Annotated in this window: 24 protein-coding genes; 1 reads left to right on the plus strand and 23 read right to left on the minus strand. The window is 40.6% G+C overall.

Annotated elements, in window-relative coordinates; all coding sequences use genetic code 11:
* Positions 1–12 precede the first annotated feature (12 nt).
* From LIT25_17015 to LIT25_17075, 13 genes are all read right to left on the minus strand, one after another.
* Positions 13–504, minus strand: coding sequence for a DUF5590 domain-containing protein (locus LIT25_17015; GenBank protein USK32293.1), 492 nt, complete (start codon positions 502–504; stop codon positions 13–15).
* Between the two features lie 11 nt (positions 505–515).
* The gene (locus tag LIT25_17020) at positions 516–686 is read right to left on the minus strand and encodes a YpmA family protein (protein ID USK32294.1); all 171 of its coding nucleotides are present in this window, start codon (positions 684–686) and stop codon (positions 516–518) included.
* 249 nt (positions 687–935) lie between these two features.
* A complete protein-coding gene (gene dinG, locus LIT25_17025) occupies positions 936–3,731 on the minus strand; it encodes an ATP-dependent DNA helicase DinG (GenBank protein USK32295.1) in 2,796 nt (931 codons plus the stop codon).
* Between the two features lie 94 nt (positions 3,732–3,825).
* The gene (gene panD, locus LIT25_17030; GenBank protein USK32296.1) at positions 3,826–4,209 is read right to left on the minus strand and encodes an aspartate 1-decarboxylase; all 384 of its coding nucleotides are present in this window, start codon (positions 4,207–4,209) and stop codon (positions 3,826–3,828) included.
* Positions 4,210–4,248: 39 nt separating this feature from the next.
* Positions 4,249–5,106, minus strand: a complete 858-nt coding sequence (gene panC, locus LIT25_17035; GenBank protein ID USK32297.1) for a pantoate--beta-alanine ligase — start codon at positions 5,104–5,106, stop codon at positions 4,249–4,251.
* Positions 5,103–5,945: a 3-methyl-2-oxobutanoate hydroxymethyltransferase gene (gene panB / locus LIT25_17040; GenBank protein USK32298.1), complete on the minus strand. Its 843-nt coding sequence runs from the start codon at positions 5,943–5,945 to the stop codon at positions 5,103–5,105. The genes panC and panB overlap by 4 nt, the downstream gene beginning before the upstream one ends.
* A gap of 288 nt (positions 5,946–6,233) precedes the next feature.
* Positions 6,234–7,217 carry a biotin--[acetyl-CoA-carboxylase] ligase gene (locus tag LIT25_17045; protein USK32299.1) on the minus strand — a complete coding sequence of 328 codons (984 nt, stop codon included), beginning with the start codon at positions 7,215–7,217 and terminating at the stop codon, positions 6,234–6,236.
* Positions 7,202–8,401, minus strand: coding sequence for a CCA tRNA nucleotidyltransferase (locus LIT25_17050; GenBank protein USK32300.1), 1,200 nt, complete (start codon positions 8,399–8,401; stop codon positions 7,202–7,204). The genes LIT25_17045 and LIT25_17050 overlap by 16 nt, the downstream gene beginning before the upstream one ends.
* A complete protein-coding gene (gene bshA / locus LIT25_17055; protein USK32301.1) occupies positions 8,394–9,539 on the minus strand; it encodes an N-acetyl-alpha-D-glucosaminyl L-malate synthase BshA in 1,146 nt (381 codons plus the stop codon). Before bshA ends, LIT25_17050 begins: the two co-directional genes overlap by 8 nt.
* Positions 9,536–10,276: a bacillithiol biosynthesis deacetylase BshB1 gene (gene bshB1 / locus LIT25_17060; protein ID USK32302.1), complete on the minus strand. Its 741-nt coding sequence runs from the start codon at positions 10,274–10,276 to the stop codon at positions 9,536–9,538. The genes bshA and bshB1 overlap by 4 nt, the downstream gene beginning before the upstream one ends.
* Positions 10,239–10,667, minus strand: coding sequence for a methylglyoxal synthase (gene mgsA / locus LIT25_17065; GenBank protein ID USK32303.1), 429 nt, complete (start codon positions 10,665–10,667; stop codon positions 10,239–10,241). Before mgsA ends, bshB1 begins: the two co-directional genes overlap by 38 nt.
* 13 nt (positions 10,668–10,680) lie before the next feature.
* Positions 10,681–11,478, minus strand: coding sequence for a 4-hydroxy-tetrahydrodipicolinate reductase (gene dapB, locus LIT25_17070; protein USK32304.1), 798 nt, complete (start codon positions 11,476–11,478; stop codon positions 10,681–10,683).
* A gap of 12 nt (positions 11,479–11,490) precedes the next feature.
* The gene (locus LIT25_17075) at positions 11,491–11,820 is read right to left on the minus strand and encodes a nucleotide pyrophosphohydrolase (protein USK32305.1); all 330 of its coding nucleotides are present in this window, start codon (positions 11,818–11,820) and stop codon (positions 11,491–11,493) included.
* A 152-nt stretch (positions 11,821–11,972) separates the two neighbouring features.
* On the opposite strand from LIT25_17075, the gene LIT25_17080 reads away from it, so the two are divergent.
* Positions 11,973–12,845 (plus strand): YitT family protein, encoded by an 873-nt coding sequence (locus tag LIT25_17080; GenBank protein ID USK32306.1) that lies wholly within the window; start codon positions 11,973–11,975, stop codon positions 12,843–12,845.
* A gap of 49 nt (positions 12,846–12,894) precedes the next feature.
* On the opposite strand, the gene ypjB is transcribed toward LIT25_17080, so the two are convergent.
* The 10 genes from ypjB to LIT25_17130 form a co-directional block, all read right to left on the minus strand.
* A complete protein-coding gene (gene ypjB, locus LIT25_17085; GenBank protein ID USK32307.1) occupies positions 12,895–13,704 on the minus strand; it encodes a sporulation protein YpjB in 810 nt (269 codons plus the stop codon).
* Positions 13,705–13,800: 96 nt separating this feature from the next.
* Positions 13,801–14,394 carry a DUF1405 domain-containing protein gene (locus LIT25_17090; GenBank protein USK36318.1) on the minus strand — a complete coding sequence of 198 codons (594 nt, stop codon included), beginning with the start codon at positions 14,392–14,394 and terminating at the stop codon, positions 13,801–13,803.
* An 82-nt stretch (positions 14,395–14,476) separates the two neighbouring features.
* Positions 14,477–15,244 (minus strand): c-type cytochrome, encoded by a 768-nt coding sequence (locus LIT25_17095; protein ID USK32308.1) that lies wholly within the window; start codon positions 15,242–15,244, stop codon positions 14,477–14,479.
* A gap of 75 nt (positions 15,245–15,319) precedes the next feature.
* Positions 15,320–15,994, minus strand: a complete 675-nt coding sequence (gene qcrB, locus LIT25_17100) for a menaquinol-cytochrome c reductase cytochrome b subunit (protein ID USK32309.1) — start codon at positions 15,992–15,994, stop codon at positions 15,320–15,322.
* Positions 15,995–15,997: 3 nt separating this feature from the next.
* Positions 15,998–16,507, minus strand: coding sequence for a ubiquinol-cytochrome c reductase iron-sulfur subunit (locus LIT25_17105; protein USK32310.1), 510 nt, complete (start codon positions 16,505–16,507; stop codon positions 15,998–16,000).
* A gap of 141 nt (positions 16,508–16,648) precedes the next feature.
* Positions 16,649–17,104: a YpiF family protein gene (locus tag LIT25_17110; protein ID USK32311.1), complete on the minus strand. Its 456-nt coding sequence runs from the start codon at positions 17,102–17,104 to the stop codon at positions 16,649–16,651.
* Between the two features lie 99 nt (positions 17,105–17,203).
* Positions 17,204–17,404 (minus strand): hypothetical protein, encoded by a 201-nt coding sequence (locus tag LIT25_17115; GenBank protein ID USK32312.1) that lies wholly within the window; start codon positions 17,402–17,404, stop codon positions 17,204–17,206.
* Positions 17,405–17,423: 19 nt separating this feature from the next.
* Entirely contained in the window at positions 17,424–21,107 is a 3,684-nt protein-coding gene (locus LIT25_17120) for an Ig-like domain-containing protein (GenBank protein USK32313.1), read from the minus strand.
* 167 nt (positions 21,108–21,274) lie between these two features.
* Positions 21,275–21,814, minus strand: a complete 540-nt coding sequence (locus LIT25_17125) for a ReoY family proteolytic degradation factor (GenBank protein ID USK32314.1) — start codon at positions 21,812–21,814, stop codon at positions 21,275–21,277.
* 81 nt (positions 21,815–21,895) lie between these two features.
* Positions 21,896–23,164, minus strand: a complete 1,269-nt coding sequence (locus LIT25_17130; protein USK32315.1) for a tetratricopeptide repeat protein — start codon at positions 23,162–23,164, stop codon at positions 21,896–21,898.
* Positions 23,165–23,180: the final 16 nt, after the last annotated feature.

A 23,180-nucleotide genomic window follows, 5' to 3' on the forward strand; every position in this document is an offset into this window, starting at 1 on the left:
GGATGTGTCCCCCTATTTTTTAATCGCAATATGCTTTCTTAGTTCACCATTGCTGAAATTTATTAAATCATATGTATATCGATTTTGATCGTCAATATATTTTACTTCCCAAACCGGTATGGTCTTTTCCATTCCAAGCTTGACACTTATCACTTTTTCAGGATTTTGTTCTGCTTTTACAATTTCCAGCGCTTTTTTTTCTGTAATGCCGTCAGCTGCAAGCTTCACCACAGGTTTTTCCTTGCTGTCCTCAGGAACCCATACGTAAACAGCCTCATTGCTCTTATTCAAGCCTGTTATTACGTAATATTGTTTAAGGCCATTAAATGTTTCAACACTTTCGGCATTTTTCAGGTCCGTTTCCTTCAATGCACGTGCAATAGCTTCTTCATGTCCATCGTTTTTTTGAGCCATGGCTGCATGATAAACGTTGATAAAGGCTCCTAGTGCAACCAGAAGAAAAACGGCTAAAACGCTTGCTCCGATTATTATTTTTTTCCCCATGTTTCGAATCCCTACGTTCTGTAAATCGTAAATACGGCTTTATTTTTATCATCCTGATCAAGTGCAAGCCCAAACATCAAATTTTCTCTCTTCAACGTCCGATTTAACCCATCGACAATTTTATAGAGGTCATCTGAGTGCTCTACGGTTACGGTTGATAAAATTTCAATTTTACTTTCCATGACCTATTCCTCCTATGCAAAAACAAAAATTGTAACTTATATGTCAGCCTCAAAGGGCAACAATAACAAATACAGACAACACGAAGTTGTTTTATGTACCCATTATAACAGTATCATTATCAATTAGTGAAAATAAATTTCCTCCTACCCACACCATTGCCTGTGCTGCTCGCACAGGCTTTTTTTCATATGCCTCTTTTTGTAAGTTTCACAATTTTTTGGGCCTGAGCAAGCTAATGCGTGACGCCGTCATTCATTATGATTCCAGAGGATAATTTCATTATGAAGGCGCTCCATAGGCTCTACATGGACATCTATGGACGGCAAGGATGCAATAAAGTGTCTGCCGTACTTCGCTTCAATAATTCGTTTATCAAATACAAAGAGCAGTCCTTTATCCCTATCAGTCCTGACAAGTCTGCCGAAGCCCTGTTTAAATTTCAGGATTGCTTCAGGAAGTGAATAGTTGTAAAAAGCATTTTCCCCCTGCTTTGTTATCTGTTCGCATTTTGCTGCAACAACTGGATCATCGGGCGGAGAAAAAGGAAGTCTGACGATAATCAAAGTTGTCAGTTCATCACCTGGGAAATCCATGCCTTCCCAAAAAGTGCCCGTTCCAAGAAGAATAGCCTGATCAAATTGACGGAAATTCTTTGTAAGCTTTGAAATGCTGCCGCCTCCCTGACCCATGATCATAAAATCTTCCAGGCTGGAATCGGCCTTTAAGAGCAGGTGTGTTTTTTTCAGCATGTCATAAGCCGTAAACAATACGAGCAGCTTTCCTTTTGTGGCCTTTGCAATAGTTGAAACATTTTTAGCAATAGCTGCCGTGTATTCATCAAGGGTCACATGCTGCACAGCTGGAAAATCTGAAGGAATCATTAATTTTGCCTGTTTTTTATAAGCAAACGGCGATTTTATGATAAAGGTCTTCGGATAATAGTCCGCAAGACCAAGTTCTCTGATCATGTAATCAAATGAATGATCTACAGTCAGGGTAGCTGAAGTCAGAATTACGCTTTTCATCTCTGCGAAAAATCCATCTGCCAATTGTTCAGATACAGAAACGGGCTGTGAATAGACACTGACAGCATTTTTAGCTCCCCTTGATTCAATTTCTATCCATTTGACAGCTTCTAATTGTTCTTTGAAAAAAAGTGTGTCCAAATCCTTGTATGCAGCCCCGAATTTATCAAGTACGGCAAAATATTCATAAAGAATAAAGGATTCTTCTTCATTATTTATCTTGTGAAAATCTTCTTTTTGTTTATTCATGATTTTCATTAAATCATGCAGCTGAAATTTCACTCTTGCTGCCACCTCTAAAATGGCAAGCCATTTTCTGCTCTGCTTTTGGTTATGTTTAAAACGGTGAGTGATCCTGTTCGTTTGCACTTCTTTTTCATTTTGAAGGACATAGCTGTGCAGGGTGCTGAACAGCACCCCATTGTCTTCTACGAGCTGTTTTACGATGACATCCATCTCAAGAAAGGTATCATTTAACCCATTCTTCGAAAAAAGATCCTGTGTTCTTCGAAGCAAGCCGTTTGTATACAGGTTTCCAAGCTGATTTGTTAAAGCCTGCAGGGTTAAATAGTGCATTCTTGTGCCTAAATGTTCGCAAGCGATTCTCTCAAAATGATGTGCTTCATCAATGATCACTTCCTCTACATCATCAAGTAAAGGACTTGAAGATGAGATGCTTGAAAGCAAAAGAGAATGATTGGTTATCACAACATCTGCTTTTTTGGCGTTTTCATATGCTCTTTTGAAAAAGCAGCGTGAAAGCCAGGGATTTTTATCTGAATTTGATGATTTCTCATCATAATGAAGTCTTTGCCAGAGCAATTTCCCCCCAGAAGGCAAATTCAGTTCATCAAAGTCCCCTGTCTCTGTTTCGGTCAGCCATATTAAGAGCTGTGCTTTCGTTAAAATATTATCGTAGTTGTAATCATCTTCATGCAGGTATTTTTCGAATTTGCGCAGGCATAAATAATGGGACTTGCCTTTAAGAACCGTCATATGGAAGGGCTGTTCAATGGCTTTTCGGAGCATTGGAAATTCTTTTGCCATAACCTGCTGCTGCAAAGCGGTTGTATATGTACTGACTAATACACTTTTTCTTTCAGATATTGCGTAATAAATGACCGGGATTAAATAGGCAAGCGTTTTTCCGGTTCCTGTACCCGCTTCTATTAACGCATGCTGATGAGATTGAAAGGACTCATAAATTTCCTGCATCATTTTCACTTGCTCAGCCCGCATTTCATACTGCTGAAATTGTCCTGCAATTGGGCCGTTTCTGCTCATCAGCCGATTTGAAAAGGCCTGAAAATCCTCTGTAAGCCGGCTATCATGATCATGAGCTTGTTTGGAATGTTTTTTAATTGCAATTGAGCGAAAGACTTCAATATGCTCAGGTTCACTAAGATTAAGCAGCCTCTCAGATATGATATCTTCCAGTACATCTTCAATATCGCTGATAAACGAGCGTGATAAACGCTTCAGCGCTTGAAGAGTGGCTGGAGGCAGCCATGCTAATTTTTTTAGAATATGAATAAACAGCTCCCCAGTTACCTCTGCATCGCTGTCGGCACGATGGGGATTGTCATGCCTGATGTTCAGCTCTTCGCACAGCTCAGACAATTTATAGCTGTCTGCTCCCGGAAAAACAATTCTTGAGAGCTCAACTGTGTCAAGCACAGGTCCAGTAAATCTCTGCATCCCGCTGCGTTCGAGTTCTTCTTGTATAAAGGAAAGATCAAAATGAACGTTATGCGCCACGAAATAAGCATCACTTAAAAGAGCAGAGACTCTTTCAGCAATTTCTTCAAACGGGGCTGCATCCTTTACCATTTCATTTGAAATACCGGTTAATTGCTCAATAAAAAGAGGAATTGGCTTCAGCGGATTGACAAAGCTTGAAAAACGCTCTGCCACCTTGCCGTTATCAATCACTACGGCTGCAAGCTGAATAATACGATCCCCTTTCTTTGGAGAATTTCCAGTCGTTTCAACATCTATTACAACAAATCTTTGTTTCATTTTGATACACCTCAATTAATCGAAAAACCAATAACGTTATTTTACCACTTATAAAGCAAAATCCCCCAAACAATCGGGGGATTTTTAAAAATTTTTATAGGATGGTTGCCGCAGGCTCCTGACCGAGGAGCTCGACAATCTGATTTTTTTCATTCATGATGGCAACCTTAGGTTTATGATCATGAACTTTTTCCTCAGCTACCATTGCATACGAAATAATAATAACAACATCATCTTCTTGAACAAGCCTTGCTGCTGCCCCGTTCAGGCAAACAACACCAGACCCTCGCGGACCAGGGATGATATATGTTTCAAATCGTGCGCCATTATTGTTGTTGACGATTTGAACTTTTTCATTCGGAAGCATATCAACGGCATCCAGAATATCTTCATCAATTGTGATGCTGCCGACATAATTCAAGTTTGCTTCTGTGACTCTTGCACGATGAATTTTTCCCTTCATCATTGTACGGAACATTAAAATCTCCTCCACTGCTGTTCTCTATCTAAAAAAATTTCATTCGTTATCATTTAATTCGATTGTAATATTATCAATTAGCCTTGCTTTTGTAAATCTGACAGCAATTGCAAGGATAATCTTCCCCTTCAATTCCGCCAAAGCCTCAAGTTCAGGATAAGAATAGATCTCGACATAATCAATCACGCCAGCTGTATGAGCGGACAAATAGGATGACACCGATTCAATGACCGCTGACGTTGATTTTTCCCCTTTAAGCATCATATCTTTTCCTGTCTGCAGGGCTTTATAAAGATTCGGGGCCTGTTTTCTTTCTTCTTCAGTTAAAAAAACGTTGCGGGAGCTTTTCGCAAGGCCATCTTCTTCCCTTACTGTCTGAATCGGAACGAGCTCAACAGGGAAATGAAAGTCTGAAATGAGCCCGCTGACAACAGCTACCTGCTGGGCATCCTTCATTCCGAAATATGCGCGGTCAGGACCGACCAGGTTAAATAGCTTAGTTAGCACAGTTGCTACTCCGTCAAAGTGGCCAGCTCTTGATTTTCCGCATAAAACGTCAGTCCGCTTTTCCACTCTTACTGTAACGGAAGGCTCATTTTTGTACATTTCGTTAACTGATGGGGCAAAGATATAATCTGCCCCCGCCTCTTTTGCAAGCTGTGAATCCCTCTCCAAATTTCTCGGATAGGAATCAAAATCCTCATTCTCTCCAAATTGAAGAGGATTTACGAAAATGCTGATAATCAGGATCTCATTCTGGCTTCTTGCTTCGTGTATTAATTTCAAATGTCCTTCATGAAGAAAGCCCATGGTTGGGACAAAGCCAATCGTCTGCTGTGATTTCTTATGGTCTTTCATTGTCTGCTGCAGTTCTTTTATCGTGGTAATGATTTTCATTTAGCTTGCGTACCTCCATATAAGGACTGAAGTTCATCATCCTTCATCGTGAAGGTATGTTTTTGTTCAGGAAATTGTCTGCTTTTTACCTCTTGAACGTATTCATTCAAAGAAGTTTTTATTTGACCTCCGATGTTTGTGTATTGCTTAACAAATTTCGGCACACGGTTCACACCGTATCCCAGTACATCATGATAAACAAGCACTTGTCCATCTGTTTCTGCTCCTGCACCGATTCCGATGACAGGTATATTTAATCTATTTGAAATTTCTGAAGCGAGCTGCCTTGGTACACATTCAAGCACTAAAGCAATTGCGCCTGCTTCTTCGCACTGTTTTGAGTCATGAATTAATTTTTTTGCACTTTCTGCATCTTTCGCCTGTACCTTATAACCGCCAAGTACACCAACTGACTGCGGAGTAAGCCCTAAATGGGCAACGACAGGCACCCCTGCTGTTGTAAGCGCTTCAATGATTGGCAGCACATCATCAGCGCCTTCAACCTTTACAGCATGTGCCCCGCTTTGCTGCATAATTTCAGCTGCATTTTTTAAAGATTGCTCTTTTGAAAAGTGATAAGACATAAAAGGCATATCTGTCACAATGAAAGTAGATGGCGCGCCTCTTTTGACAGCCTTTGTGTGATGAATCATATCGCTTACTGTAACCGGCACTGTAGAATCATAACCGAGTACAACCATGCCAAGGGAATCACCGACTAAAATCATATCCACTCCAGACTCTTCTGCAAGCTTAGCTGAAGGAAAATCGTATGCTGTTAGCATCACAATCGGTTCATGCTGCTGCTTCATTTTCATAAAATCTAATCTTGTTTTCATTTTTTCCCCTCCCATTAATTGCAGAGGAATTTCGTAACCGAAAAGACATGAAAAAACCTTCTTCAAATAGGAAGAAGGATTATACTCATCGTATCCAGCCGGTTGTTCATCCCTCTGTCCCAGTCCGCATTCCGGATCAAGGCAGAACTTTTATAAAAAATGTAATAAAACTTAGTGCAGGTGCAGTTCCAGCTAAGGATACTACCCGACAAGAATTATAACAGAAAATAAAACGGGATACCACTTTATTAGGCTCATGTTAAAAGGAATATTATTGGCTAAAACTTACTAAGACTGAATTTCGATATCAGCAGAATATATTTTTTCAATGTTGCCTTCGTTTGTTTCTAGAAGCAGCACACCTTCATCATCTATTCCGATGGCACGCCCGCGAATTGTACCCTGAAGAGTTCTTGCAATCAGATTTTTATTGAGGCTGATGGCATAGCTTTCCCATAACAGCTTTACAGGTTTAAATCCATGAATTAAATAGCTGGTATAGAGCTTTTCAAAATTCTTCATTATGGCCTGAATAACCTGTGCTCTGTCAGCTGGCTCACCTGTTTCTGCAGCAATTGAGGTTGCGATTGCCTGCAGCTCCTCGGGAAATTGATCCATAGTGTGATTGACATTCATCCCGACACCGATGATTACGGAATGGACTCTGTCTGCTTCTGCCTGAAGTTCCGTCAGGATGCCGACAATTTTTTTGCCGTTTATGAGAATATCATTCGGCCACTTGATTTCTGGTGTTAGGCCTGTCACTTCTTCAATCGCCTGGATAAGTGCGACAGCAGTCAGCAGCGTTAATTGCGGGGTTTTGTTAATCGGAATCTTTGGTCTTAAAATCATGCTCATCCAAATACCTGTCTGCTTCGGAGAGTACCACGCTCTTGCCAGTCTGCCTCTCCCGCTTGTCTGCTGATCCGCTACGACAATTGTCCCTTCCTCCGCTCCATTTCCCGCTAATGTGTGGGCAATTTTTTGCGTCGAGGAAATAACCTCTTCAAAATGAATATGACGGCCCATAAATTCTGTCTTCAGTCCAAGCTGTATTTCATTGCCGCTGATTTTGTCAGGCTTATGAGTGATCCTGTAGCCGCGCTTTCTCACAGCCTCAAGCTCATACCCTTCGCTTCTTAAATCTTCAATATGCTTCCAGACTGCCGTTCTTGAGCAGCCAAGTGTTTCACTTAGTTTTTGACCGGATAGAAATTCTCCTTCAGCTTCTGAAAAAGCCTGCAACAATCGTGTTCTTAGATCAGATTGCACGATCTTAACATCTCCTTAATAGCTTCCTTGCTGTTTTCGACGTCATCGTTCACAACGGCAAGCTCAATCTTTTTAAGTAATTCACCCATCCACGGGCCAGGCTTTTGACTGCTGATCTGCATCAGGTCAGCTCCGCCAATCGCGAGTTCATTTTTAGAGTGAATCGGCAGACTTTTATAGAATGCTTGAAGCTCTGCCATTCGCCCTTGGGTCATCGTTTCTCCTTTTATTAAACAATAAACGGCTTCCACTTCAAGAGTGCATGGCAAGCCTGCATCGTAAACGGACCGCCTTGTCAAATCACCCTCCTTGCGTTTCTGCAAATAAACGATGTTTTTCGCAATCAACCCGATTTGGCGGTTTGAAAGCTTCCATTTCCTTAAAAATGCTTCAATGCTGCTTATTTCTAAAACATCCAGCAATGCTGTCCATCGTTCTTCATTTGAAGACAAGCCGTTGATCGGCAGGATACTAGCATTCAGCAGCATTTGTTTTTTCCCTTTTAAACCTGGAAGGTAATCGATGATACCAGTATCCGCCACAAGCTTCATCGCCTGACTGCTTCCTTCACCGGCCATGATTTTTTCAAACTCTGCCGTTTTTCGCTCGACAGATATATTTTCAAGCAATGGCACTTTTTCGCAAATTGCCTCAAGTGTTTCTCTGCTTAAAGAAAATCCGAGCTGGCTGACAAATCTGACCGCTCTCATCATTCTTAACGCATCTTCGGAAAAACGCTCATGCGGACTGCCTACTGTTGTAATCAGCTTAGCTTTGGCATGTTTTTTGCCTTGAAAAAAATCAATAATGGATCCTGCATCATCCATCGCCATTGCATTAACGGTAAAATCCCGTCTTTTCAAATCTTCTTTCAGGGAAGAAACAAATGTGACCCCCCTTGGTCTGCGGTTGTCTTCATAAGCAGACTCCGTTCTGAAAGTCGTAATTTCATAATGGATGCCATTCACAATTGCAATCATTGTTCCATGCTCTGAACCAATATCAATTGTTTTCTCAAATAAAGCTTTCACCTGATCCGGGGTTGCAGAAGATGCGATATCTACATCTTTTATTTCTTTTTTAAGCAGCAGATCTCTTACAGAACCGCCGACAAAATAGGCTTCAAAACCATGTTCTTTTAACCTTTTTATAACTGGAAGAGCCTCTTGAAATTCTTTATTCATCCTGCTCACCTGAAGATAGGAGGCTATAGTACAGATCCTCATACTGTTTGACAATAATGCTTGAATGAAACTCTTCCTTTGCAACTCTCATCGATTCTGCAGCCATTCGGCTGTACAGCTGTTTGTCCGTCAGAATAGAAGTTGTTTTCTCAGTGATCGTTTTAATATCTCCTACGTCACATAAGAAACCGGACATTCCGTCTCTAATCACTTCAGGAATGCCTCCAATGTTTGTCGCAACACAAGGAACTCCGCAGGCCATTGCCTCTAAGAGGACAAGTCCAAAGCTCTCTTTTTCAGATAGAAGGAGCTTTACATCACTAATGGAATATAACTCTTCCAAGTGATTTTGCTTTCCAAGAAAAAGGACGTTTTCTTGGATCCCAAGTTCCCTGACCAGCTTGCACACAGATGTCATTTCAGGACCGTCGCCTACAAGCAGAAGCTTTGATTTTACATTTTCTAAAACACGAGCAAACACACGGACAACATCCTGGACACGTTTCACCTGCCGGAAATTAGAGACATGGATGATGACCTTTTCGTCTTCTGAAATTCCATACTCGCTTTTTAAATGGGCAGCGTTCTTTTTTTGATAAATGCGTTCATCAATAAAATTATAAACGGTCTGAATTTTTTTATCAGGATTCAGCAGATCATAGGTTTGGTCAGCAAGTGCTCTAGATACAGCTGTAACCGAATCAGATGCTTCAATGCCAAACTTGATCATATTTGAAAGCGATAAATCATGTCCTAAAACCGTAATATCCGTTCCGTGCAGAGTAGTGACAATCTTTAGGTGATCGCCTGTCATTTGTTTGGCCAAGTGCGCGCAAATGGCATGTGGAACAGCATAGTGGACATGAAACAGGTCCAGTTCTTCCCGCTTTGCAACTTCGGCCATTTTACTTGCAAGGGCAAGATCGTACGGGGGATGTTTAAAGACAGAGTACTGATTAACCTCTACTTCATGGAAAAAAATATTATGATACATTTTGTTTAATCGGAACGGTCTGCTTGTTGTGACAAAATGTATCTCATGTCCATTTTCAGCTAGCTTTTTTCCAAGCTCCGTTGCTACCACGCCTGAACCACCCACTGTAGGGTAGCAGGTTATGCCTATTTTTAATTTCTTCATAAACTGTCCCCTATTAAATCTTTGTCGAGCAAAATCGGGGATTTTGTTAAAAATCCCTCTGCGTACTTAACGCCAGCCTCTTTGCCGAATAAGCGCTCACGGCTCTCAACACTTTCTATATAACCATTAATTAATGGCGTGTTTAATGAAGTATCACTTTTAATGAACTGACTTTCATATGCTCTTAAACTAGAGAGTTTTTTCTCCATTGTTTCAGTGATATCCACCACAAAATCAGGCTTGTGGTACCCATTAATCATGTAATAGTAGAGGCGGTTTACTCGATGAGGCAAAAGACCACCGGGTTCCCTCACCTTTTTTACACCTGCTGAAAAGCTCGCTTCTTCCACCAATTTCGCACAATTTCCATGATCTGGATGACGGTCTTCGAACCACGGAACAAACACAAGCCGCGGCTTATATTCCCGAATAACCGATACGATCTTTTCAATATATTGTTCTTTCAGGAATAGGCCTCTGTCAGGCATGTTGAGAAAAATCCGTTTATGTATGCCGAGAATACTTGATGCCCGTTCTGCTTCTTCCTGCCTGAGCTTTACTGTTCCATTGGATGAAAGCTCTGCTTCTGTTAAATCGCATATCCCAATTTTATAACCTTGCTCTGCGTATTTTGCAAGAGTTCCTCCCATCCCGATTTCGGCATCATCAGGATGAGCTCCAAAGGCAAGGATATCAAGTTTATTCTTTTCCATAGTCGTCATCGATTTCTTTGTCATTTACAATTGATCTCCATTTCAAATCACCGCGTTCGAGTCCATGAATAAGGATTTCAGCAGTTCCCATGTTTGTCGCTAGCGGAACGGCATATACATCACATAAACGGATAAGAGCTGTAACATCAGGCTCATGTGGCTGTGCTGTCAGCGGATCTCGGAAAAAGATGACCATATCCATTGCATTGTTTGCGATGCAGGCTCCAATTTCCTGATCGCCGCCGAGAGGGCCTGATTGAAAACGGTGGATACTGAGTCCGGTAGCTTCGGATACTTTAAAACCGGTAGTTCCTGTTGCATATAGCTTGTGCTTCTCAAGGATTCCTTTATAAGCAAGCGTAAATTGAATTAAATCATTTTTTTTCTTATCGTGAGCTATGAGTGCAATATTCATCAGACATTCCCCTTTAGTCGATTAAATTTTCAAGCCCGTATACCAATACATCAAGTTTCATAACCTGCTCCACACATAATTTCACGCCCGACATGAAGGATACCCGATTAAAAGAATCGTGACGGATGGACAAAGTCTGCCCGTCCCCTCCAAACAAGACTTCCTGATGGGCGACAAGTCCAGGCAGGCGGATGCTGTGAACATGAATTCCCTGATAATTCGCTCCCCTTGCTCCCTCTAATGTTTCTTTTTCGTCAGGATGGCCCTGTTCTTTTGCCTCTCTCACCACAGAAATCATTTCGGCTGTTTTAAGACCTGTTCCAGACGGTGCATCAAGCTTTTGATCATGATGCATTTCGAGGATTTCTACGTCACTGAAGTATTTTGCAGCCATTTGTGAGAATTTCATCATTAGAATAGCTCCAATTGCAAAGTTTGGTGCAATAATAGCACCAATTCCCCTGTCTTCTGTAAGCTCTTCAAGCTCTTTTAAATCTGCATCTGAAAATCCAGTCGTTCCCACAACAGGTCTTACGCCATATTCAAGTGCCTTCTTTGTATGAATTTTTCCGATTTCAGGTGTTGTTAAGTCAATTAAAACGTCTGGCTTCGTCTCGGAAAAACATTTCTCAATATCTGTGTAGATAATGGCGTCACTTTTAAAATCATCTGCTTCACTGAGCTTTTGCCCTTCATATTTGTGATCAATTACACCGGCAAGCGAAAAGTGTGCTGTTTCCTCTACAAGCTTTACTGCTTCTCTTCCCATTCTTCCCCTAGGGCCTGCAATTACAATTTTGATTGTTTCCATGTCTGTTTCTCCTTAAGAATCTTTTTTTGTCCAGCGGTCTTTGTCTCTAGTATTAAATTTTTTCATCACAAGATTATGAGCTTCTTCAAGATCAATATTTAAGGAATTGGCAAGACAAATTAACACAAATAGAATGTCGCCTGCTTCTTCCTCTATCTTTTTTTCCTGTTCTGTCTGCTTTTTTGGTTTTTCACCGTATGTATGATTTATTTCACGGGCGAGTTCGCCCATTTCTTCTGTTAGCCTTGCCATCATGGCAAGCGGGCTGAAATAGCCTTCTTTAAACTGCCCGATATAGTCGTCAACTTCTTTTTGAAGATCTTTCATCGTTTTATTGCTCATGATTCTTCACCTCTTCTTTATTCCTTTCCATGTTAGCGGGTCAGAGCCTTTTTGACAAATTATTTGGTATTGTTTCAGGCTCAGATTGCACCTTTTGCTTCCATCATCTATAATATTATCGCTAAGACTTAGAGCAGAGGATGATGTACAGCATGTTCAATCAGTTAAAAATACGAAATATTTTCTTTATTTTACTCGGATCAGCTATATTTGCGTTTGGTCTAGTTCATTTTAACATGCAGAACAATTTGGCTGAAGGCGGTTTTACCGGAATTACCCTGCTTTTATATTTTATTTTCAATATCGACCCTTCCATTTCAAATCTCGTGCTGAACATTCCGATTTTTTTTATCGGCTGGAAGCTGCTTGGCAGAACAACCTTCCTCTATACCATAATTGGAACTGTCTCATTATCCGTTTTTCTATGGCTTTTTCAGCGATTCCAGATTTATATGCCGCTAAAAGACGACCTGACTCTAGCCGCTTTATTTGCAGGAGTTTTTATCGGTGTTGGGCTTGGAATCATCTTCAGATACGGCGGAACAACCGGCGGAGTAGACATCATTGCAAGGCTTGTACATAAATATAAAGGCGTCAGCATGGGCAAAACGATGTTCATGTTTGATTTTGTAGTCATTGCTCTCTCTCTTGTCACATATTTATCCTATAAGGAAGCGATGTATACATTAGTGGCGGTATTTATTGCGGCGAAAGTCATTGACTTTATGCAGGAAGGTGCTTATGCAGCCAAAGGAGCCACCATCATATCTGAGCGAAACGGGGAGATTGCTGATAAAATCATGCAGGAGATGGACCGCGGTGTAACCATCTTAAAAGGTCAGGGTTCTTTCACTAAAATGGACCGCAACGTTTTATATTGCGTGGTCGGCAAAAATGAAATTGTCCGCCTTAAAACGGTCATTACCTCTGTTGATCCCCATGCATTTGTCGCAGTAAGCGATGTTCACGATGTGCTTGGCGAGGGATTTACATTAGATGCTGATAAAAATCCAATTCACCGTTAATACATTTTAAACAATCCATTCAAGCAAAAAAGCCTCTTCCGGAGGCTTTTTATTTATTCAAATCACGTTCACGATTCACTTTATCCTTCTCGCCTCTGTACTTCCGCCATCCAGTATACGAAAGGGATAAAAAGATAATGCTGCCAGTTGAAATCATAACCCACAATAATGAAGGATCTGCATCGTCCTCTTTTACCCGATTAAACAAATTCTGCAATTCCTCCTCCATCAGTGCAAGCTGATTGACTTGAGACTCAACTGGAATTTGAGTGAAAATAGCATCTTCTACAACAGATCTATGGGCATCCATCCTCTTAAGCTGTTCTGAATCGAGATCCATCATCATACTAGGATAGACTGTTTCGTATAGAGAGACAAATTCATCCCAGTTCTGCTGAAAAGATTGGTGATCTCCAATTTTTACATCACCCTTCACTTGAGAAAAAGCCGACATGACGGGCTCTTCCATAGAGCTCCATAAAGGCTGATGCTCAGATGCTGCTGCATCCACCACAAGTCTCAGCTGAATAAGCGCTCTTACTTTCTCATCAGAAGTTATGCCGGTCTCCTGGAGCATTTTGGCTGCTGTTTGCTGTGATGCAGATATTGTGCGAATATCTCTTGCTGAAATACTGCCGTCATCTTTTAAAGTCTTTTCAAACTCTCTTTGAAAAAACTCAACAAGCTGAAGTGATTCTTCAAAACGGTTTTGCTTTGACAGCTGAAGAGCTGTATCTGAGAGTTTATTTAAATCGTCCCATTCACCCGTGTGATTTGCCTGATGATCAGCTAAAGCCCAATAAGGAAGTGCGACTATCAATATGACGAAAAACGCTATCACGATTTTTCTTTTTTTCATCCTTGTCCCTCCTACAGCTTCTACTAAAAAAGTATGAAAAAGTGGACAAGGTTAGACCACCTTTTTCACTCAAACATCAAAAGGCACGGTCTGCTGTTAAAGAAAATTTAATTTGAGGGAATTCTTTCTTACGACCAAATAGTATGCGAGATAAATGGAGATAAGGCTCAGCCAAAATGTAAAATATCCGATTTCAGGCAAATAATTCATCAGAACACTGTATTTTGGCATCATGCCAAACACATAGTCTATGATTTCGTTATGCAGAGTCCATACAGAAGCAGCAATTAAATGCCATGCCTTGAATCTGTAATATGGGGCATACAACAGCCCCTGAACAGCCATGCCGAGATGAGAAAGAATGAGCATATAACCGACCGGATCAAGCACACCTGTCTCATTAAGCACCAGAAGGTTCATCACAACTGCCCAAATACCGTACTTAAAAAGAGTAATAATGGCAAGGGCTTCAATCAGGGGGAGATTTTTCTTAAATAAAAACCCAAGCATGACGATTGTGAAAAAAAGACTCGCTGTTGGACTGTCAGGGACAAATGGAAGAAATATAGGCGGTGTCTCATAAAGCTGATAACGGTACCAATAATACCCATAAATCGTTCCAAATAAATTAACAGTGAACATCATAAACAAAAAAGGCTGTTTAACAAGCAGATATTGAAACCACTTCATGTTTTGTTCAACTTCTTTCATTCTCAAATATGTATCTATCCTTAAACGTAGAAAAAAAGCTGACTATTCGTCAGCTTTTCATTTATTTTGATGTAACACTAGAAACAAACTCAGAAAGGACTTTTAATTCTTCATCCGTGCCTTTGAAAATACCAGCAGGCATTCCACCTTGTCCCTCTTTTGCAATCTTAGCAATTTCTTCTGGTTTTAATCCATTATCTACTAATGAAGGACCAGCAGCTCCGCCTGCTAAGGTATCGCCATGACAAGAAACACACGTTTGTTCAGTGAAAATTTTGTACCCTTCTGATTCTTTGTCTATTTCAGCTTCAGCCTTAATTTTCCCTTGTTCAGCAGCTGCTTCCCAGTCATGAGTCGCAACGGATTCCCAAGTTAAAAAAATAGTAGCTGAAACTGCAAGAAGCATCATACCAACAGCAACAGGACGTTTTGAAGGCCTGCGTTCTGGTCCGCGGTCAATAAACGGTGCAAGAAGCAGTGCTCCAAATGCAAGTCCTGGCATAATAAATGCGCCAATAACTGTATATGGACCAGCAGCATATGTGTATTTCAGCAATTGATATAAGAATAAGAAGTACCAGTCCGGCAATGGAATATATCCAGTGTCAGTCGGATCTGCAACACGTTCAAGCGGCGATGGATGCGCCACAGTCAAACATAGGTATCCAATCAGGAAAACGGCTCCGACAAGCCACTCTTTTAAGAGGAAGTTCGGCCAGAACGCTTCCGTTTTACCCGGGTATTCAGAATAATCTTTTGGAATATTCGGTTTTCTTTCAGCTGGAATACGTGAATCTCCAACAAATTTCATCCCTTTTCCGCGATGCATGATTTCCCCTCCTTCTTTGGCAGTTCCGCAAACGAAGTCCGTTTCACTTGCGGTTAATTATTTTAATCAATTATTTTATAGAGGTCCAGATATACCCTGCTTTCGAATCATGATGAAGTGAGCTCCCATTAACCCAAACAGTGCTGCAGGAAGGAAGAACACATGAATGGCAAAGAAACGAGTCAATGTCTGTGCACCGACGATTTCAGGGTGGCCTGCAAGCAATGTTTTCACTTGAGTGCCGATAAGCGGTGTGGCTTCAGCTATTTGAAGTCCAACTTTTGTGGCAAATAGCGCTTTCATATCCCAAGGCAATAAATAACCTGTGAAACCCAACCCTAACATAACGAAGAAAATTAAAACGCCAACTACCCAGTTAAGTTCACGAGGCTTTTTGTAGGCACCCTGGAAGAATACCCGCAAAGTATGTAGGAACATCATAACGATAACGAGACTCGCTCCCCAGTGATGCATGCCGCGGACAATTTGTCCGAAAGCGACTTCATTTTGCAGGTAATAAACAGATTCCCATGCATTTTTAATATCGGGAACATAATACATCGTTAAAAACATACCTGATAAAACCTGAATAACTGTTACAAAGAACGTCAGTCCGCCAAAGCAGTAAACGAAAGCTGAAAAATGGTGCGCCGGATTTACGTGTTCTGGCACTTCATGGTCAGCTATATCTCTCCACATAGGCGTAATATCTAAACGTTCATCAACCCAATCATAAATTTTGTTTAACATTGATTACGCCTCCTTTCGCGGTTTAGCTGAACCAAGATACAAAAATCCATCTTTCACTTCATTGACGAATACATCGAGTGGAGCAAGCGGCGGTGTGCCAGGTACATTTGTACCGTCTTTTTCATAGCGCCCATAGTGGCAAGGACAAAAGAATTGGTTAGGATTTTCAGGGTCACTGTTCCAGTTAACCGTGCATCCTAAATGTTTACATACAGGAGAAAGAGCAACTATATCCCCTTTGTCATTTTTAAAAACCCATGCTGATCTAGGTTCATCAGACTTGTGCCAGGCATCAACTTGTTTAATTTTAAAATTAAATCGTTGAGGTTCTTTAGTAATTTCATCTACATTCACTACCTGCACAAGATCTTGCTCTTCAACCTTGCCCAGTACAGGGTCGAGCGCAAAGCGAACCATTGGCATTAGCATACCCGCAGCCATGAAACCGCCTACACCTGTCAGCGTATAGTTGAGAAATTGTCGTCTTGAAACCCGATGTTTTTTCTCGCTCATCATTTTCCCCCCTCTATCTTAAGCTGAAGTCCGTCAGGACATACGATAAAACCATATAAAACTAGGACATTCTCATGATATATCAATCTTCCAGTAAGGTCAATATTATCCTTTTTTGGAACTTTAAAAATGTAAGGGTTTTTATGAAACCCTCCAAGATTGTAAGAAAATGTTCAAAATTTGACGCACTTGATCCTCAATCATTTTCCTTTTCAGGGACTCGTCCATATGTTCCATAGGAATTGGAGGAAGATAGATCACGCTGTCCTTATGCGGACCGCCTTCATTTCGCCACAATTCATCGCTCGTCACGAAAAAAATATGCTTGAAATTGTCCTTTAATTCATGATACCATTGTAAAATTGTTTTTTCACTGTCATGCATTTGTCCTGATATGTACGTGCAGGCTGGAAGCAAAAAAACTCTTCCTTTAAGCTGGCGTTCAAGGTCTTCTGTGATCAGTGATGTATACTCTCCCTCTCCCGCCAAAGATTTCAGATTATTTCCAAATCCTATTTGAACAAGCGGGATTATGGCGGTATCTACATATTCTTTTGACTGAAGAAACATGTTTGTGTCTTCTGATGTCCATTTCATGACTTACATCTCCCTCTGCTTATTATGTAATAATTATATAGGTATTATTTGTGTTTGTTAATAAGGTTTTGAAATTGTGACAGATATTGGCTTTTCAGCTCATTGTGAAGAACCTTTTGTTCCAAAATCAGTCTTATCAATTCTTACTTTAAATGTTATTTCTGCTTCGCTGAATTTCTTATCCCATTGCTTTCCATACTTTCTCCAATATGAAGGATGCTGATTTTTAACATACTGAAAGAGACCGGCCACACCTGTCTTATACTCGTGCTGAAGCATAAAAACTAAAAGCCCCTTCATTTTAGAAGGGGCTGTATTTTTAAGTTTTTTGGTATTTTTTTCTAAACAAAATCGTTCCCAATATCAGCAAGAGAGCTCCTATCACCATGTAAGTATAGGTATTTGTCGATGTCGCAGGAAGCTTATTGTTTTCATTCTTCGAATCTGTTTCACCTGCTGTTTTGCTTTCTGAGAGATGTTCATTGGATGTATTTGGGCCCTGAACTGTTTCGTTTTCTTCATCAATGTCAATCGGACCCGGAGGATTTTCCCCTTCTGCCGGAGGCTCAGTCCTTTCATTTTCAAGAGATAAAATGAATGTACCTCCAAGCTCCCGATCCACTAAGTCAACCGTTACTTGCTGTTCACTGGAAACCTTGTATTTTTTACCGCTGTATAAATCAATAACATCAGCTACTTTTTCAAATGGCACATCAATTGTTATCTGCTGATCTTCTTCTGTCGTGTTTAATCCGATAACCAGAGATTGATCTTTGTATTCTCTTTTGAAGACAAGGTATCCATCTTCATTGCTGCCTGCTACTTTTGTCCGATCTCCTTTTGCAAAAATGCTTGAATAGTCTTTACGGATGTTTAATAGCTTCTGGTAGTGAGTTAACAGATCATTATTTTCCGTATTGTCCCAGTCAAGATTGTATCGATTTTCATTAAACTCGCCTTTATCCATGTCGCCAGCGTGTTTTCCAGTTTGCCCAAGCTCTTCTCCGTAATAGATAACCGGCTGTCCTTTGGCTGTTATTTGAAGAGCAGCAGCAATTTTCTGCTTGCTTTTATCTCCGCCTGCGTGCGCCAGCAAGAAACCGTCTTCATCATGGCTGCTCAGGAACTGTCCCATTGTCGCTGTGTTCGAGAGCTTGCCGCCCCGCTCCTCAAGTCTTGCTTCAACAGCTTCAATCTCACCATTAATAAAATCTCTTGCTTCGTATTTAAAATTGAAATCCAGCAGAGAATCCATCTGTCCGCTGTTTAAATAGCCGCCTGTATTATCAATGCCGCCGCCATAATACTCCCCAATTAGTTTAAAATCAGGATTTACTTTAGTCAGTTCATTTTTAAATGCTTTCCATGTTGTCTCTTCCACATGTTTCACAGTGTCTACCCGGAAGTAGTCAATTGCATTTCCTTTTTTGGTTTTGTGCGATGCCCACGCTGTCTGCCAGTCAATGATTTGCTCTCTTACAGCCGGATCTTCTGTAATCAGGTCCGGCAGTCCGGCAAGCTCGCCTTTTATGACATCCGTCCCTCCGCTGCGAAGCATACCTTTGAAGCGTTCACGATCTTCATCCAGAGGAAAGTTGGGGATGTTCTGTTCATTCTTGTCCGTTTCTTTTAATCCATAGCCGGTATGATTCAATACAACATCGACCATAATCTTTATATTTCGTTCATGTGCCTTATCAAGTAATTCATTCAAATCTTCCATCTTGCCAAGGTGTTCATCAAGCTTTGAGAAGTCCTTTGCCCAATATCCGTGGTAACCGTATTGATTGCCGTTTTTATTATGACGAAGATCCCAATCAATATTATCCACAATTGGAGTAATCCAGATTGTATTAATGCCAAGATCATCAAGATAGTCAAGCTTTTCGGTTATACCTTTAAAATCTCCGCCGTGATACGATTCAGGATGATTCACATCATATCCTTCATTATTGGGATCGTTATTCCCTTTGTCGCCATCATTGAACCGGTCAGTCAGCATAAAATAAATTCTTGCCTCGTCCCAGTCAAAATCTCCTTCTCCTCCGGAAACTCTTGGTTTTACTGAAATCGCTGCTGTTGTTGTATGTTTGTTGCCAAATTCATCAACAGCTGTAACCGGAATTTCTTTATCACCGGCAGGCACCGAACCCTTTACTGACAAAGTCACTTCTTTTAATTGAGGATCGATCTGCAAGGCATCCGGTCCTCCAATAGATGAGGCATCAGCATACATATCTGAAAACAGGATTTTCTCCTGATCAGATTTTATATCCAAACTCAAGACGGCATTCTGATTGGATGTCACTTCTTTTGGAGATACAGCTGCTTTCATCTTTACTTTTGGAATAACGTAGTCGATATATGATTTTTCATAATATAGATCTGTTACTTCTTTCGTTGTTCCGCCCATTGTGACAAGATACTTGTATTCGTACTTACCCTCTTTTGGCAGATCAAATGTATATAAGAAATATTCATTTTTCTCATCATATTTCATGTCAAATTGCTTTCCGTCAATTTTTAATTTTACATGATCAATATCAGACATCGCATTGTTTTCGAATAGCTCCTGATCGCGATAGAAGAATGTTGCTTTTCCTTCCGATATGACAGGACCCTTTATCGCTGGAATTGTGTGAAACTCACCCTTTCCGCTTTCTACAAACACTTTTGTCATCGGCTGTGTGGGATCTGTTTCAATATATCTGTCTTGATCATATGGATCCTTTACAGCCCAGTCCTGACCTTTTCGAATGACAAATCCTATGTTCGTTGCCTCCGCTCCTATTTCAAACTTTGAAACGGCACCTTTATCAGTCTCATCAGTAAACAGCTTTTCGCCATCTTCAAGTCCCGTTTGCCAAGTCCATATATTCCAGCCGTCATAATCGGCGTCCTCTCTGGAATACGTAAACAGTACATACCTTTTAACCGGACTGTTCAACTCACTTGTTTTAAAAGAAAGCGAGAGATCCTGCTCTAATGCTGTTCCTGATTTTTCTCCGGTGATGAATTGCTTTGGAACAGTCAGCGTATAGTCTTGCGCTTTTTGCAGAATCTCAGGAACTATTTTCAGCTGGTTTGCATCCGCAGTAATTTCTGACTTTACAGCCTGTCCACCATTTTCTTTAAGGGAAATGCTATTCGGCAGCTCCAGTTTTATAGACTCATTAAACGTCAGGATAATTGGTGAAGTTGTTTTAACATCCGCAGCTCCATCAGCAGGTGCTGCTGAAGTAAGTTCAAGCTGTTTTGCATCGATGATTCCTTTCATGGTATATTCAGCGCTATAGACAGATTGCTTATTTGAATAATCTTTTTCATTCCATGAACCTGCAGTAGTATTTCCGCTTGCCTCAGGGCTTACATCAAATGCACCATGTTCAGCAGCAGTATTTCCGCTTAATACGGCAATTGCTTTTAGTGCATCATTATTTTCAAGCCCCAGTTCACTTAATGGGATTCTTCCTTCAAATCCCTTCGTGCGGTCAGAAGCGAACTGTGCACCTTTGATATTTTCCCAAGTGGAAAGTCTGGGATGATTAAAATCATCAGCACTGTATAACGCAGCTTCCGCTATTTCACGATCATTCTTTATTCTTGAAACGATATGAAACTGAGGTTTTGCATCTGTACCTCCAAAATGGAATGGTGCTCCCCATGGATTTCCTTGCACATTAGAATCTTCGTTATTTACGTTTAATGCCAGATTCATGAACATGCCATTGTCGCCCCAGTTTGGGACATTTTTAGCATCGACCCAGTAATAGAGAAACTGGCTGTCATTTTTCAGATGGACATCTCCGAGATGAAATCCTTCATATCCCGGGTTTGAAGATGATGCAAGCGGTTCTATTCCTGTCCAGTCATCATCGTTTCCATCAACCGTAATCACATTCTGTTCAGCAGCGGCAAACGCCTGCCAAGAACTCATTACACCACTGGACAGAAGCAGAATAATTAACAGAATGGATGTCCATTTCCTTCTCATTCTCTTCATCCCATTTCCTCCTTTTGCTGTAAGCGAAATCGGTTGCGCTGTTTAGTTGCTACACATATAAACGATTACAATTATCAATGATATTTTGTCATGTTTCGACCGATAAATCAATTGAAAATTCTGAATAAAAGATTAAAAAAAGAACCTCATCTAATGGAGGTTCTTCCTTATTTCAAACATTTCAGTTTTTCAGTCAAGCTTTCAAATGCTTCTTTATCCTGGCGGTCAAGTGCGTCATCAATCATTTGAAGTAATTTTTCTTTTTGGAACGTTTGAATCGATTGCTCTAATATGCGTTCAGCTACTACACGGTCTTTTTCATTAATGTTGAGATGTTTCGGCATAAATGGATTGGCTTCAAGCACTGCTGCATAATTCGGCGATTGATAAGCCGAGCGGAAGTTGAGCTGAATGAACAGATCCTCGTCTTTATTTAACCGAATGTCATGGAAGGATTTTTCTGCATCCGTTGTCATGACATTTTCTTTGTAAAAACGAAACGGCACTTCCTCTACGCAGTGGGTTGACATGATAATCCCGCGCGGACAATATTGGGCCTGCTCAACGAAATGCACTTTTTCCATCAGCGTGTCGTGACTCATTAAGTAATTCAAAATCCAAACACATTCTCGTCTTTTCAACTGATAATGATTTAAAAACCACCTGATAAAATCCTTCTTCTCAATGACAGATACAGGGGCCATCATATGCATTTCCCTCCTCTGCTAACTGTAGATTCTTATTCTTAAAGTTCAACAGATCCTAGGTGAAATCCTTCCGATTGGACGTTAAAAATCATTTTCTAATTGTATCAAAATCTCTTCGATTTCGACATTCGCCGGATCATGCTTTAATGCCTGGCGGAACATTTCCCTGGCGGCGGCGCGATTTCCGTCCTCTAGCAAGTAATAACCGTACTCTGTAAGAAAATCTGGTTCTTCCTTGAAGAAATTATATGCTCGCTGGTAATGGTTTAATGCATCCGAATATTGCTCTGTTTCATGATAAGCTCGTGCTAATTTGCGGTCATATTCAGGATCTTCCTCGCCGTACCTCATCACTTCTTTCAGACAGTCAATAACCTCTTCATATTTTTGCTCCTGCATATAAATATTTGTCAGTGTAATGGTTGCTTCGACATGCCCTGGATCAATGGCAATGGCTTGCTGAAGCAAGGCTGATGCTTCGTTTGGCTCATTATTTTTTAAAGCGATTTTCCCACCGTAAACATAAAGCTCTTTATTATACTCATCTGCCTTCAACCCGTCTTTTACTGTTTCAAGACTTTCCTTCAGCATGCCTTCTTCTTCATATGCTTTTGCTAAATATAAATAAAGAGATGTATATTCATGATCGAGCTCTTTTAATTTTAAAAACTGATCAATTGCTGTCTTGGGATAATTTGCTTGAAGTGCTGTAAATCCATAACCGAACAACGTGTGCAAATCTACTTGTTGATCGACTGCTTTTTCATAGTACGGAAGAGCTTCTTCAAATTCACCTGAAGCACTGATCGATTCTGCAAGCCTTTGATAGACATTGACTCCAGTTATAACTGTATGCTCTTTTAATACATCTGTAAAATAGGGTATGGCTTTGTGATAATGCCCCTGATGAAAATATAGTTCACCAAGAGCAAAGTCGATCACAGGTTCATTCGGCACCATTTTTTTGGCAGACAGCAGCTTTTGTTCACTTACTTCATTTAATCCCTGCATTTGATACAAATCAGCAGAAAGGATCAAAGCCTGAACATAAGCGGGGTCTGTTTCAGGGATTGTGCCCAGCAGTTCAATTGCTTTTTCTTCTTCGTCCATATCTATATAGACTTCTGCTAAAAATACCGTAACCTCAGATTCTTCCGGGTACAATAAATGCATGTCTTCCATTATATTCAGCGCATGCTCCGTATTGCCCCATTGGTAGTATTTTTCCGCAAGCAGAAATTTTTCTTCATCATGCAGAGTCTTCTCAAGTCCTGAAAGTTTTTTTAGGCCTTCTTCAGCTTGTCCTGACTCAACTAATTCTATTGCTTCAATTAGTGAATTTTTCAACATGTAACGCCCTTTCCAA

The organism is Bacillus sp. F19, assembly GCA_023823795.1.
Classification (GTDB): domain Bacteria; phylum Bacillota; class Bacilli; order Bacillales; family Bacillaceae; genus Bacillus_P.